Source organism: Streptomyces venezuelae (assembly GCF_008642355.1).
In the GTDB taxonomy this organism is placed as follows: domain Bacteria; phylum Actinomycetota; class Actinomycetes; order Streptomycetales; family Streptomycetaceae; genus Streptomyces; species Streptomyces venezuelae_B.
This window is the reverse complement of the sequence record NZ_CP029193.1, coordinates 2,128,822-2,141,394: the sequence shown is the minus strand read 5'-3', so window position 1 is coordinate 2,141,394 and position 12,573 is coordinate 2,128,822. Positions and strand designations below refer to the sequence as shown.

14 protein-coding genes are annotated in these 12,573 nt (G+C 71.7%); 7 read left to right on the top strand and 7 right to left on the bottom strand.

The window, feature by feature from the left end:
- Window positions 1-7: 7 nt before the first annotated feature.
- Window positions 8-1,234, bottom strand: a complete 1,227-nt coding sequence (locus DEJ47_RS09945) for a bifunctional adenosylcobinamide kinase/adenosylcobinamide-phosphate guanylyltransferase (protein WP_150166964.1) — start codon at window positions 1,232-1,234, stop codon at window positions 8-10.
- Between the two features lie 102 nt (window positions 1,235-1,336).
- Between DEJ47_RS09945 and DEJ47_RS09940 the strand changes: the two genes are divergently transcribed.
- Window positions 1,337-1,573 carry a hypothetical protein gene (locus tag DEJ47_RS09940; RefSeq protein WP_150166963.1) on the top strand — a complete coding sequence of 79 codons (237 nt, stop codon included), beginning with the start codon at window positions 1,337-1,339 and terminating at the stop codon, window positions 1,571-1,573.
- Between the two features lie 69 nt (window positions 1,574-1,642).
- Here the strand turns inward: DEJ47_RS09940 and DEJ47_RS09935 are convergent, their stop codons facing one another.
- From DEJ47_RS09935 to DEJ47_RS09925, 3 genes are all read right to left on the bottom strand, one after another.
- On the bottom strand, window positions 1,643-2,710 hold the full coding sequence (locus tag DEJ47_RS09935; RefSeq protein ID WP_150166961.1) for a S1C family serine protease: 1,068 nt from the start codon (window positions 2,708-2,710) through the stop codon (window positions 1,643-1,645).
- Between the two features lie 87 nt (window positions 2,711-2,797).
- Window positions 2,798-3,505: a class I SAM-dependent methyltransferase gene (locus tag DEJ47_RS09930; protein ID WP_223828293.1), complete on the bottom strand. Its 708-nt coding sequence runs from the start codon at window positions 3,503-3,505 to the stop codon at window positions 2,798-2,800.
- Window positions 3,506-3,579: 74 nt separating this feature from the next.
- Window positions 3,580-4,206: a DUF3043 domain-containing protein gene (locus DEJ47_RS09925; RefSeq protein ID WP_150166957.1), complete on the bottom strand. Its 627-nt coding sequence runs from the start codon at window positions 4,204-4,206 to the stop codon at window positions 3,580-3,582.
- A gap of 290 nt (window positions 4,207-4,496) precedes the next feature.
- Here DEJ47_RS09925 and DEJ47_RS09920 point away from each other — a divergent pair, with 290 nt between their 5' ends.
- The 4 genes from DEJ47_RS09920 to DEJ47_RS09905 all read left to right on the top strand — a co-directional run bounded on the left by DEJ47_RS09920 (window position 4,497) and on the right by DEJ47_RS09905 (window position 7,661).
- On the top strand, window positions 4,497-5,297 hold the full coding sequence (locus DEJ47_RS09920) for a PspA/IM30 family protein (protein WP_150166955.1): 801 nt from the start codon (window positions 4,497-4,499) through the stop codon (window positions 5,295-5,297).
- A 27-nt stretch (window positions 5,298-5,324) separates the two neighbouring features.
- Window positions 5,325-5,603 carry a PspA-associated protein PspAA gene (pspAA, locus tag DEJ47_RS09915; protein ID WP_150166953.1) on the top strand — a complete coding sequence of 93 codons (279 nt, stop codon included), beginning with the start codon at window positions 5,325-5,327 and terminating at the stop codon, window positions 5,601-5,603.
- Between the two features lie 157 nt (window positions 5,604-5,760).
- Window positions 5,761-6,984, top strand: a complete 1,224-nt coding sequence (locus DEJ47_RS09910; protein WP_150166951.1) for a sensor histidine kinase — start codon at window positions 5,761-5,763, stop codon at window positions 6,982-6,984.
- Complete coding sequence (locus DEJ47_RS09905; protein WP_150166949.1) at window positions 6,981-7,661, top strand: response regulator; 681 nt, start codon at window positions 6,981-6,983, stop codon at window positions 7,659-7,661. Before DEJ47_RS09910 ends, DEJ47_RS09905 begins: the two co-directional genes overlap by 4 nt.
- Window positions 7,662-7,670: 9 nt before the next feature.
- Here DEJ47_RS09905 and nadA read toward each other — a convergent pair whose 3' ends face one another.
- Window positions 7,671-8,876, bottom strand: a complete 1,206-nt coding sequence (gene nadA / locus DEJ47_RS09900) for a quinolinate synthase NadA (protein ID WP_398333530.1) — start codon at window positions 8,874-8,876, stop codon at window positions 7,671-7,673.
- A 247-nt stretch (window positions 8,877-9,123) separates the two neighbouring features.
- Between nadA and DEJ47_RS09890 the strand changes: the two genes are divergently transcribed.
- Window positions 9,124-9,480, top strand: coding sequence for a HesB/IscA family protein (locus DEJ47_RS09890; protein ID WP_030933606.1), 357 nt, complete (start codon window positions 9,124-9,126; stop codon window positions 9,478-9,480).
- Window positions 9,481-9,564: 84 nt separating this feature from the next.
- On the opposite strand, the gene DEJ47_RS09885 is transcribed toward DEJ47_RS09890, so the two are convergent.
- The gene (locus DEJ47_RS09885; RefSeq protein ID WP_150166943.1) at window positions 9,565-11,061 is read right to left on the bottom strand and encodes a hypothetical protein; all 1,497 of its coding nucleotides are present in this window, start codon (window positions 11,059-11,061) and stop codon (window positions 9,565-9,567) included.
- Window positions 11,062-11,226: 165 nt separating this feature from the next.
- Window positions 11,227-11,451 carry a hypothetical protein gene (locus DEJ47_RS09880; RefSeq protein ID WP_150166941.1) on the bottom strand — a complete coding sequence of 75 codons (225 nt, stop codon included), beginning with the start codon at window positions 11,449-11,451 and terminating at the stop codon, window positions 11,227-11,229.
- A 134-nt stretch (window positions 11,452-11,585) separates the two neighbouring features.
- Between DEJ47_RS09880 and DEJ47_RS09875 the strand changes: the two genes are divergently transcribed.
- A complete protein-coding gene (locus DEJ47_RS09875) occupies window positions 11,586-12,563 on the top strand; it encodes a carbohydrate kinase family protein (RefSeq protein WP_150166939.1) in 978 nt (325 codons plus the stop codon).
- The last annotated feature ends 10 nt before the right edge of the window (window positions 12,564-12,573 follow it).

Genomic DNA, 12,573 nt, shown 5'->3' with positions numbered 1-12,573 from the left:
CGGGACGTCAGCCGCGCAGCGCCAGTGCCTGCCCCGCCACCACGAGCAGCACGTGCTCGCACTCGGCGGCGAACAGCGTGTTCAGGCGGCCCAGTTCGTCGCGGTAGCGGCGGCCCGACGCGGTCGCCGGGACGATGCCGGAGCCGACCTCGTTCGACACGGCGACCACCGTGCGCCGGGTCGCCCGCACCGCCTCCGCGAGTTCGACGACCCGCCGCCGCAGCTCCCGCTCACCGCCGCCCGCCCACTCGTCGTCGTCCCACGCCTTCACCTCGTCCATGACGTGCGTCAGCCACAGCGACAGACAGTCGACGAGGAGCGGGGGACCGTCCTCGGCGAGCAGCGGGACGAGATCGCACGTCTCCGTCGTACGCCACGAACCGGGGCGGCGCTCGCGGTGCACGCTCACCCGCCGCGTCCACTCGGTGTCACCGTTCCTGGTCCCGCCGGTCGCCACGTACAGCACCTCGGGAAAGGCCTCCAGACGCCGCTCGGCCTCCACGGACTTGCCCGACCGCGCGCCACCGAGGACCAGCGTCCTGCGCGGTACGTCCGGTACGTCCTCGTAGGCGCCGACCACGAGCGTCGACCCGTCGGGCACGGCGCGCGCCCCGGCGGCGGCCAGACGGCGCGTCAGTTCCGGCCCCGGCGGCGCCTCGTGTCCGATGTGCACCGCGACCACGTCGGTGGTCGGCCCGACGGCCCCGGCCGCCCGCAGCCGGGCGAGCCCGTCCGGCCGCCCCAGCACATCGGCGACGACCATCTCGTACGGGGACCGCGCGCCGTGTCCCTGCCCGGCCCCGTTCCCCTCGCCGAGCCCGGCGGGTGCCCCGCCCGGCGGCAGATACAGCAGCCGCTCGCCGTCAGGTCCCGTCACCTCGTACCCGGACCCCGGCGCGTCCAGTGCCACCGTGCGCACCCGGTGCCCGGTGAGCAGCGCGAGCTCCCGCCCGTCGGCGACCCGCCCCGGCTGCGGCAGCCCCGCAGGCACCTCCACGGCGGGCCCGTCGTGCGGATGCGAGAGCAGCACCTGGCGCACCCCGCCGAGCGAGTGCCCGGCACGGGCGGCCGCGAAGGCGGCACCGGGGGTGAGGTCGAGCAGCAGGACGCCGTCCACGAGGAGCGCGGTGGCGGCGCGCGCCGCGGGGCCGAGCGCGGTCGCGCACGCCGCGCAGGGGCAGTCGGGGAGCGGCAGTCCGCCGGGGGCGCCGGTGCCGAGCAGAGTCAGTTCCACACGAAGATCCTCCCGCGTCGCGTCCGGCGCCGCGCGCCCGGATAGGCTTCCCACGGATTCAGGCGGTTCCACAGACCGCCACGGAACCTTCGGGAGGCTGACATGGCGGCATGGACGTGGCGGTTCGAGAAGGCGGACGGGACGGAGGTCCAGCCCGCGGTCCAGCCCGAGGAGTTCACCACACAGGGCGACGCCGAGTCCTGGGTCGGTGAGTACTGGAAGGCGCTGGCCGAGGGCGGCGCCGACCAGGTGACCCTCTTCGAGGACGCGCGGGAGATCTACGGACCGATGAGTCTGCACATGGAGGGCGCCGAGGAGTCCGAGGACGCCTCCGCCTGACAGGCGCGCGGACGACGACGGGAGGCGGCGGCCGGGCCACGGCCGCCGCCTCCCGGCGCAACACAGGACCTAGATCTCGCCGAGAGTGACGTCGGCCGTCTTCTCGGCGCCGTCCCGCACGTACGTGACCTCCGCCTTCTGCCCGGGCTTGGCCGAGGCGAGCGCCTCGGAGAGCGAGTTGATGGTGGTGATCTCGGCGTCGCCGAGCCGCGTGATGATGTCGCCCGCCGCGAGCCCCGCCTTCGCCGCGGCGCCGCCCTCGGGCGCCTCGACGACGGCCACGCCCGCGGGCCGGTAGTCGTCGCCGAGGACCGTGCGGCCCGTGATGCCGAGCGCCGCCCGGCCCGAGTCGGTGACCTTGCCGCTCCTGACGATCTGGTCCGCGACGGTCTTCACCATCGACGACGGGATCGCGAACCCGATGCCGGGCGCCGCGCTGTCGCCCATCTGCGGATCGCTCGCGGCGAGCGTCGGGATGCCGATGACCTTCCCGTCCAGGTCGACGAGCGCCCCGCCGCTGTTGCCCGGGTTGATCGCCGCCGAGGTCTGCACCATGTTGGCGATCGTGGCTCCCGTCCCGCCGCCCGAACGGCCCTCGCTGACGGTGCGCCCGGTCGCCGACACGATGCCCTGCGTGACGCTGGACGACAGGCCGAGCGGGGAGCCCATGGCCAGCACGATCTGCCCGACCTCGGCCTTGGCGGAGTCACCGAACTCCGCGGCCTTCAGCCCGTCCGGCACGTCGCTCAGCTTGATGACGGCGAGGTCCTGCTCGGGGTAGGAGGCGACGAGGTCGGCGGAGAGCGTCTGCTCACCGGTCGCCGTCGTCACCTTGAAGCGCTTCTCCTTGCCCACGACGTGGGCGTTGGTGACGATGTGCCCCTTGTCGTCGTAGACGACCCCGGACCCCAGGCCCTCGGAGGCGTCGATCTGGACGACGGACGGCAGGACGTCCTTGATCACCTTCTGGTAGTCGTCCTGCAGATCGCTCGCGGCGGCCGGTGCGGCCTGCGTGGTGGACCTGCCGGAGTCACCGGAACCGGAGGAGGAGCACCCGCCCACGAGGGCGAGAGCGGCGACGCACGCCAAGGTGGCGGCAGGGATACGTGAGGCAGCAGGGATACGTGAGGCAGTCATGCCCCGAGTGTCGGATTTGTCGTCCGGGGCCGCCCAGACTTAGGGGGCCGAACAGGCGTCACGGCCCGGTCGCCCCCCCCGACCCCGCTAGTCCCGCACCCCGCACAGATGCAGCAGTGCCGCCACCCGCCGGTACGGATCCGTCCGCCCCGCCCGCTCCTCCACGGCGAGCAGCGCCTCCAGCTCCCCTTCCGGGGGCAGCGCCGCACCGTCGGCCACGGTGTCCGTGAAGACCCGCACGCCGTACCAGGCCTGCAGCGGCGCGGCGATCCCCGCGAGCGCGGAGGTCAGCGCGTCGAGCCGGTCCGCGCGGGCGTCGATCCCGAGCCGGTTGCGGTACGTCGCGGAGTCGAACGCGGCGAGCGCCCCCGACCAGTCCCCGGCCAGCCCCGGCCGCATGGCCAGCGCCTCCGCGTTGCGCACGAGCAGCGAGAGCAGCCCGCCGGGCGCCAGCATCCGGGCCAGCCCGGCGAGGAGCGCGTCGGGCTCCTCCACGTACATCAGTACGCCGTGGCAGAGCACGACGTCGAAGCTGCCGGGCAGGAAGTGCACCCCGGTCTGGTGCCCGTCGCCCTCGACGATCCGCACCCGCCCCTGGATGCCCTCGGGCTCGTGGGCGAGCGCCGTGCGGGCCGCCGCGATCATGGCGGAGTCCTGCTCGACGCCCGTCACCTCGTGACCGGCGCGGGCGAGCCGCAGCGCCTGCGTGCCCTGGCCCATGCCGACGTCGAGCACGCGGAGCCGCTGCCCCACGGGGAAACGCCCGATTATCTGCTCGTCGAGCTGGCGCGCCACCAGCTCCTGTCGAACGGCGTTGCGCAGGCCGCCCAGCTTCTCCAGCCAGGCCCCGGCCCCGCCGGTGAATCCGCTCAGGGCCGCTCTCCACGCTTGACCTGCGGCTTCGGCAGGCGCAGCCGGCGCATCTGGAGCGTACGCATCAGGCCGTAGGCCACGGCGCCCTTCTTGTTCTCGTTCGGGAAGCGCTCGTTCAGGCGCTTCTTCAGACGGAACCCGGTGGCGATCGAGTCGACGATGATCAGGACGATCACGAAGAGCCAGGCGAGCAGCGCGACATTCTGCAGCTGAGGCACCTGGACGATGCTCAGGACGAGAATGATCACCGCGAGGGGCAGGAAGAACTCGGCGACGCAGAAGCGCGAGTCCACGAAGTCGCGCGCGAACTTGCGCACGGGACCCTTGTCACGCGCGGGCAGGTACCGCTCGTCGCCGCTCGCCATCGCCTCGCGCTGCTTCGCCATCTGCGTGCGGCGCTCGTCGCGCTGCCGCTTGGCGGCCTCCTTGCGCGTCGTCGGCGTGTTGGTCACGCTGCGGCGCTGCGACTGGGCCATGGCGCGCTTGGGGGTGGGGCGGCCCTTGGGGGCCTGCGGGTCACGGGGCTGGTTGGAGTCGGTCACCGGCGCCTGGACAGCCGGGGCCTTCTCTTCCTTGGATCGGCTACGGAACACAAAATCCAAGGGTACGGGGTGCGGAGACATGGACGTCAGCCCGGAGGGGAACGATCCGGCAACGCCGGGCGTCTTGATTATGTGCCCAATGGGACGTAGCAGGCGGTATGCGCCGGGTCCGGTGCCCGCCGTCCTCCTCTTCCGGGTCCGGCTCACAGGGGTGCACCTACTCCTTACGCCGGAGCGGTGCGGGACGCAGTCGTCCTTGGGGATGAGCGCATCCGCACGCGAACAGTGCGGTAATGGATGCAGGGCCCGTACTGTGGGTTCTGAGCAGTACCTGGAGCTGGAAGTCCGTCAGAAGGGGGCGCGCGAAGCCCATGAGCGGTGTCATGAAGCGTATGGGGATGATCTTCCGCGCGAAGGCGAACAAGGCCCTGGACCGGGCCGAGGACCCGCGCGAGACCCTCGATTACTCGTACCAGAAGCAGCTGGAGCTGTTGCAGAAGGTGCGCCGCGGCGTCGCCGACGTGGCGACGTCCCGCAAGCGCCTCGAACTGCAGCTGACCCAGCTCCAGAAGCAGTCCTCGACTCTTGAGGACCAGGGCCGCAAGGCGCTGGCGCTCGGCCGCGAGGACCTGGCCCGCGAGGCCCTGTCCCGCCGTGCGGCGCTCCAGCAGCAGGTGACGGACCTGGAGACGCAGCACCAGACCCTGCAGGGCGAGGAGGAGAAGCTCACCCTCGCGGCGCAGCGCCTCCAGGCCAAGGTCGACGCCTTCCGCACGAAGAAGGAGACGATCAAGGCCACGTACACCGCGGCGCAGGCGCAGACCCGCATCGGTGAGGCCTTCTCGGGCATCTCCGAGGAGATGGGCGACGTCGGCATGGCGATCCAGCGCGCCGAGGACAAGACCGCGCAGCTCCAGGCGCGGGCCGGCGCGATCGACGAACTGCTCGCCTCCGGTGCACTCGACGACTCCTCCGGACTGGCCAAGGACGACATCCAGACCGAGCTCGACCGCCTCTCCGGTGGTACAGATGTAGAGCTGGAGCTGCAGCGCATGAAGGCGGAACTCGCCGGAGGCTCCAGCGGCGGGCAGCAGGCGATCGAGGGCGGCCAGGGCCAGTCCCAGCCGCGCTCCCAGCAGCCCCAGGACACCCCGCGCTTCGACAAGCAGTAGCCCTACGCACGTCCTGAGGAGGACGACATGATCGTACGGATCATGGGGGAGGGGCAGGTGAAGCTGGCGGACAGCCACTTCGCCGAACTGAACAAGCTGGACGACGAGCTGCTCGACGAGATGGAGAGCGGCGACGAGCCCGGATTCCGCCGCACGCTCCACGCCCTCCTGGACAAGGTCCGGGAACTGGGCACCCCGCTCCCGGACGACGCCCTGGAACCCTCCCAGCTCATCCTCCCGTCCCCGGACGCGACCCTCTCCGAGGTACGGGACATGCTGACGGACGACGGCTTGATCCCAGGCTGAGCGCGCCCCGTAAGGGGCGCAGCCCAGGGGCGCGAGGCCGTGACACGTGCGGCTCGCCGGACGGGCGGACCAGCCCCCACCGGCCTGCGGGCTCCGCACGACCGCAACAACCCCGATCCGCCCAAGGCCCCCGGCCGGCCCCCGTAACGTTAAGCGTGTGACCACTCTCGTACGAGGCCGCGGCTGGGCCAGAACGCACCCCCTCGCCGTGGACGCCGCGCTCGCCACCGCCGTCCTCGTCTGCATGGTCGTCGGCTCGTTCGCCGAGCCGAACGGGGAGCACGGCCCCACCTGGGGCACCCGCACCCCCGACGCCCCCAGCCTCATCCTGATGACGCTCGGCGCGCTCGCCCTCGTCTTCCGCCGCCGCGCCCCCTGGTGCGTGCTCGCCGCGACCTGCGCCGCCGCCATCGTGGAGCTGCTCACCGGCCAGCCCCGCGCCCCCGTCGTGATGTGCGCGGTCATCGCGCTGTTCACCGTCGCCGCCCGCACGGACCGCTCCACGACCTGGCGGATCGGCCTGGTCACGATGGTGGGCCTCACCGGCATCGCGATGCTCTCGGGCGGCCCCCTGCCCTGGTACGCGCAGGAAAACCTCGGCATCTTCGCGTGGACCGGCATGGCCGCCGCCGCGGGCGACGCCGTGCGCAGCCGCCGTGCGTTCGTCGACGCCATCAGGGAGCGCGCCGAGCGTGCGGAACGTACGCGCGAGGAAGAGGCCCGGCGCCGCGTCGCCGAGGAACGACTGAGGATCGCCCGCGACCTGCACGACGTGGTCGCCCACCACATCGCCCTGGTCAACGTGCAGGCAGGCGTCGCCGCGCACGTCATGGACAGGCGTCCCGACCAGGCGAAGGAAGCCCTCTCGCACGTACGCGACGCCAGCCGCTCCGCGCTCAACGAACTCCGCGCCACCGTGGGCCTGTTGCGGCAGACCGGCGACCCGGAGGCCCCCACCGAGCCCGCCCCGGGCCTGCACCGCCTCGACGAACTCGTGGAGACGTTCCGCAACGCGGGCCTGCCCGTGGAGGTCGCGCTCGGCCAGGTCGGCCTGGACCTCGCGGCCGCCGTCGACCTCGCCGCGTTCCGGATCATCCAGGAGGCCCTGACCAATGTGCAGAAGCACGCCGGGCAGGACGCCAAGGCCGAGGTGAGCGTCGTCCGCGTCGGCCCGAACGTCGAGGTCACCGTCATCGACGACGGCCCGGGACACGGCAAGGGCGAGACGCCCAACACCGACGGCGGCGGCCACGGCCTGCTCGGCATGCGCGAACGCGTCACCGCCCTCGGCGGCAGCTGCTCCGCGGGGCCCCGCTACGGAGGCGGCTTCCGTGTCCATGCGATCCTGCCCGTCACCACGGCAAAGGGAGGGACCGCGTGACGATCCGCGTACTGCTCGCCGACGACCAGGCGCTGTTGCGCAGCGCGTTCAAGGTGCTCGTCGACTCCGAGTCCGACATGGAGGTGGTCGGCGAGGCGTCCGACGGGGCGGAGGCGGTCAGGCTCGCCAAGTCGGAGCGCGCCGACGTGGTCCTGATGGACATCCGGATGCCCGGCACCGACGGACTCGCCGCCACCCGCATGATCAGCGCGGACCCCTCGCTGGCCCACGTCCGCGTGGTGATGCTGACGACGTTCGAGGTCGACGAGTACGTGGTGCAGTCGCTGCGCGCGGGCGCCTCGGGGTTCCTCGGGAAGGGAGCGGAGCCCGACGAACTGCTCGGCGCGATCCGCGTCGCGGCGGCCGGCGAGGCGCTGCTGTCACCGGTGGCCACCAAGGGCCTGATCGCCAAGTTCCTCGCGCAGGGCGACGGACAGGACGGTGACGGGCCCGCGCGCGGCGAGCGGCTCGACGCGCTCACCGGACGCGAGCGCGAAGTCCTCGTGCAGGTCGCGGGCGGCCACTCGAACGACGAGATCGCCGAGCGCCTGGAAGTCAGCCCGCTCACCGTGAAGACCCACGTGAACCGGGCGATGGCGAAGCTCGGCGCCCGCGACCGCGCCCAACTCGTCGTCATCGCGTACGAGTCGGGACTGGTGCGGCCGCGGGCGGAGTAGGGCCGAGGGCTACGGCAGCGCCAGCATCCGCTCCAGCGCCAGCTTCGCGAACTGCTCCGTCTCCCGGTCCACCTCGATCCGGTTGACGAGCTTGCCGTCCGCGAGGGACTCCAGCGTCCAGACCAGGTGCGGCAGGTCGATGCGGTTCATGGTCGAGCAGAAGCAGACCGTCTTGTCGAGGAAGACGATCTCCTTGTCCTCGGCGGCGAAACGGTTCGCCAGCCGCCGCACGAGGTTCAGCTCCGTGCCGATCGCCCACTTCGACCCGGCCGGCGCCGCCTCCAGGGTCTGGATGATGTGCTCCGTGGAGCCCACGTGGTCCGCCGCCGCGACGACCTCGTGCTTGCACTCCGGGTGCACCAGCACGTTCACGCCGGGAATGCGCGCGCGGACGTCCTCCACGCTCTCCAGCGAGAAGCGCCCGTGCACGGAGCAGTGCCCGCGCCACAGGATCATCTTCGCGTCGCGCAGCTGCTCGGCGGTCAGGCCGCCGCCCGGCTTGTGCGGGTTGTAGACCACGCAGTCGTCGAGCGAGAAGCCCATGTCGCGGACGGCCGTGTTGCGGCCCAGGTGCTGGTCGGGCAGGAACAGGATCTTCTCGCCCTGCTCGAAGGCCCACTCCAGCGCGCGCTTGGCGTTCGACGACGTACAGATCGTGCCGCCGTGCTTGCCCGTGAACGCCTTGATGTCGGCCGAGGAGTTCATGTACGAGACGGGCACGACCTGCTCGGCGATCCCGGCCTCGGTCAGCACGTCCCAGCACTCGGCGACCTGCTCGGCGGTGGCCATGTCGGCCATCGAGCAGCCGGCGGCCAGGTCGGGCAGCACGACCTTCTGGTCGTCCGTCGTCAGGATGTCCGCGGACTCGGCCATGAAGTGCACACCGCAGAAGACGATGTACTCGGCGTCCGGCCGCGCGGCCGCGTCACGCGCGAGCTTGAAGGAGTCGCCGGTGACGTCCGCGAACTGGATGACCTCGTCGCGCTGGTAGTGGTGGCCCAGCACGAAGACCTTGTCCCCGAGCCTCTCCTTGGCGGCGCGGGCGCGCTCCACCAGGTCCGGGTCGGAGGGGGACGGCAGATCGCCGGGGCACTCCACGCCGCGCTCGCTCCTGGGGTCGGCCTCGCGGCCGAGGAGGAGCAGGGCGAGGGGCGTGGGCTGTACATCGAGGGTCACGCTGTCCGCGGGGGACTGGGCGGTGGTCACAACACGCACCCTTTCTGACTCTGCAGACGATCCTTTTCGTCTAATTGACGTTATCTATCATAACCGCTTCGTGTCAGTTTGACGATGGCCATAGTGTCGATGTGACGCATTCGCCGTCCGGCGGCCCGCTGTTCCCCGCCGCGCCATGTGCGAGCATGAAGGGGTAAGACGTAAGCGCTCGGCCCGGAATGAATCCGCGGCCCCGCCGGTTGCAACCGTCGGCAAGCAGTCTCCGTACAACCCGGGAGAGAAGCAGATGTCCGTATCGGACGAGACCACCACCGTGAGCGACGGCATCCTCCTGTCGGACGCCGCCGCGGCCAAGGTGAAGGGCCTGCTGGAGCAGGAGGGCCGGGACGACCTGGCGCTGCGCGTCGCCGTTCAGCCCGGTGGCTGCTCGGGCCTGCGCTACCAGCTGTTCTTCGACGAGCGCTCGCTCGACGGCGACGTCGTCAAGGACTTCGATGGCGTGAAGGTCGTCACGGACCGCATGAGCGCTCCCTACCTGGGCGGCGCCTCCATCGACTTCGTGGACACCATCGAGAAGCAGGGCTTCACGATCGACAACCCCAACGCCACGGGCTCCTGCGCCTGCGGCGACTCCTTCAGCTGAGGCTGCGAGGCACCAACGTCGAAGGCGGCGGCCCCCTGAGTTCCCAGGGGGCCGCCGCCTTCGTGTACCACCGGTTCGGATGTGCTACTTCCGCCGGACCGTGTCGCCCGCGGAGTCCACGACCTTGCGGTCGCCCAGCGGCTTGTCCAGGGTGACCTTCTTCTTCAGCTCCTTGGCCATCATGACGCAGACGTCACCGGTCTTGCCGGTCTCCTCGACCGTGACCTCCACGCGGTCGCCGCTCTCCCGCGCGGACGCGGCGTACTCACTGCAGGCGCTGCCCCAGAAGTGCACGGTCAGCGACGTGCCGTCGGCGGTGTAGGACGTGAGGCGCGTCTTGTCCTTCGGCGTGTCCGGCGTGTCCGGCGTCTCCGGTGTGCTCGGCGACGTCAGGTACTCGGGCGCGACCGCCGGGTGCGTGACCGTGAACGTGTCCTTCGCGCCCTGCGGCTTCACGTCGAACAGCCAGGACGGCACGAGGGTCTGCTTGCCGTCGACGAAGTGCGTCGCGAGGCCGAACGTGGCGCCGCTGACGGCGACCGGCTGCGGCTTCGGCGCCTCGGACGACGGCTCGCAGGGGGCCTGCTTCGCGCCGCTGCCGCCCTCGGTCTTCGTCATGTCGTCGGTGTGCGGCACCGGAGTCGCGCAGCCGCCGATGCCGCCGCGGCCGTCGCCGCCCGACGCGTTCAACCGGTCCAGGGCCTCCTGGGCGCCGATGACGGGGTACGTCGCCCCCTTCTCCGGCACCTTCAACTGGCCGCTGCCGCCGACCACGTCGCCGCCGGGGCCGACCTGGATGCCGGTCGACCAGCCGTACGTCGGCAGGCCGTCCACCTTCGGGTCGGCGTTCACGACCCGTACGGCGCCCATCAGCTGGCTCGCGTCCAGCTTCGCGTCGTCCTGGCCGAGGGCCTTCAGGACGGGCGCCGCCGCGTCCTTGGCCGCCTGCTCGCCGACCGCGTCACCCGTCTCGCCGTCGGGCGCGACGGAGGACTTCGAACAGGGCTTGCCGCGGAGGCAGTTGTCGGTGCCGCCCGTGCCGTGCCCCGCGTAGGTCCAGGTACCGGGCGCCTGCTTGTTCACCTGCAGCGAGGGCCCGGACCCGTCGTTGGAGTGCCCCACCTTCCAGGTGCCGTCCTGTGACTTCGGCGTCCCGTCCACACCCAGCGCCTTCGCGAGCCTGCTCACCTCGGCGGCGGTGACCTCGCCGCGTGCGTGGTGGACCGCCGCGGACTCCGGGCCCTCGGGCAGCCGGGTGGTCGCCCGGTACCGCACGCCGTTCGGATCGGGCTCGCCGGGCGCGATGCCGTTGGGGGCGCCGGTGCCGCCGGTGCCGCTCTTGCTGTCGCCCTGCCGGTCGGCGGCCGGATAGCCGTCCAGGGCGAGGGGCGGCGGATTGCCGCCGTCCCCCGCGGGTGCCCCGTCGCTGCCGCCGTTGCCGCCACCGCCGGACGCGGACGCCGCGAAGTACGCCCCACCGCCGCCGACCAGCAGCACGGTGGCCGCGACCGAGGCGACGGCCAGGCGGGACCGCCGCCGCTGCCGCTCGGACGCCTCAGAATCGGATCGCTCGGTGCTCACCGCATCGCTCCTTCGACTGCACTGCTGTCCCGGACATCCCACAGGTGCCTGCCACCGGTGGGCTTCGTCGTATCCCGGTTCCCCTTTACGGGGGACGGCGATGGGACGCAGGAGGGGAGCGCGCGGTTCCCTTCGGCGCGCGCCGGGCCCTGCGATCAGTCTCCCTCAGTCGCCGTACTCCGACATTTCGCCGATCAGGCGCGCGGAGGACGGGGGCACGGTGACGCCGTGGATCAGCGAGGGCGGCACGGGGGCGGCGGACGCCGCGACGGGCACCCTCCAGTGCGGTGCCATGCGGGCGCAGTCGCCGCGCAACGACTCCATGCTCTCGGCGGCCTCCGGGGCCGTGGCGCGACGGTGCAGGACGACATCCTTCGGGATAACGGTCATAACGGCACCGTATGCATCCGGAGGCTCACGAAAAAAGCCCTACTATCGGGTAGTTTTGGCACTTCAGGCGGGGTGCCTCGACCCGGTAGCGTGAACTGTCAATCCTCGCCTCTCCTCCACAGGAGCACCCAGCCGTGCGTATCGCAGTCACCGGCTCCATCGCCACCGACCACCTGATGACCTTCCCCGGCCGCTTCGCCGACCAGCTGGTCGCCGATCAGCTGCACACGGTCTCCCTCTCCTTCCTCGTCGACGCCCTCGATGTGCGCAGGGGCGGTGTCGCCGCCAACATCACCTTCGGCATGGGGCAGCTCGGCACCCGCCCGATCCTGGTCGGCGCGGCGGGCTCCGACTTCGACGAGTACCGCGCCTGGCTCGACCGGCACGGCGTGGACACGGCGTCGGTCCGCATCTCCGAGACGCTGCACACCGCGCGTTTCGTCTGCACCACGGACGCCGACCACAACCAGATCGGCTCCTTCTACACGGGCGCGATGAGCGAGGCCCGCCTCATCGAGCTGAAGACCGTCGCGGACCGCGTGGGCGGCCTCGACCTCGTCTCGATCGGCGCCGACGACCCCGAGGCGATGCTCCGCCACACCGAGGAGTGCCGCTCCCGCGACATCCCGTTCGCCGCGGACTTCTCGCAGCAGATCGCGCGCATGGAGGGCGAGGAGATCCGCACGCTCCTCGACGGCGCGACGTACCTCTTCTCCAACGAGTACGAGAAGGGGCTCATCGAGTCCAAGACCGGCTGGACGGACGCCGAGATCCTCTCGCGGGTCGGCCACCGCGTGACGACCCTCGGCGCGAACGGCGTCCGCATCGAGTCCGCGGGCAAGGACCCGATCGAGGTCGGCGTCCCCGAGGAGGAGGCGAAGGTCGAGCCGACCGGCGTCGGCGACGCGTTCCGCGCGGGCTTCCTCTCCGGCCTCGCCTGGGGCGTCTCCCACGAGCGCGCGGCGCAGGTCGGCTGCATGCTCGCCACCCTCGTCATCGAGACCGTCGGCACGCAGGAGTACGAGCTGCGCCGCAGCAACTTCATGGACCGCTTCACCAAGGCGTACGGCCACGAGGCCGCCGCCGAGGTCAGGCCGCACCTGGCCGCCTGAGGCCCAGGGC

Bases quoted from the DNA above. Each gene is read 5' to 3' on its own strand.
- DEJ47_RS09940 (WP_150166963.1), top strand. From the start codon at position 1,337: ATGGCGGCATGGACGTGGCGGTTCGAGAAGGCGGACGGGACGGAGGTC.
- DEJ47_RS09935 (WP_150166961.1), bottom strand. From the start codon at position 2,710: ATGACTGCCTCACGTATCCCTGCTGCCTCACGTATCCCTGCCGCCACC.
- DEJ47_RS09925 (WP_150166957.1), bottom strand. From the start codon at position 4,206: ATGTCTCCGCACCCCGTACCCTTGGATTTTGTGTTCCGTAGCCGATCC.
- DEJ47_RS09920 (WP_150166955.1), top strand. From the start codon at position 4,497: ATGAGCGGTGTCATGAAGCGTATGGGGATGATCTTCCGCGCGAAGGCG.
- pspAA (WP_150166953.1), top strand. From the start codon at position 5,325: ATGATCGTACGGATCATGGGGGAGGGGCAGGTGAAGCTGGCGGACAGC.
- DEJ47_RS09890 (WP_030933606.1), top strand. From the start codon at position 9,124: ATGTCCGTATCGGACGAGACCACCACCGTGAGCGACGGCATCCTCCTG.
- DEJ47_RS09880 (WP_150166941.1), bottom strand. From the start codon at position 11,451: ATGACCGTTATCCCGAAGGATGTCGTCCTGCACCGTCGCGCCACGGCC.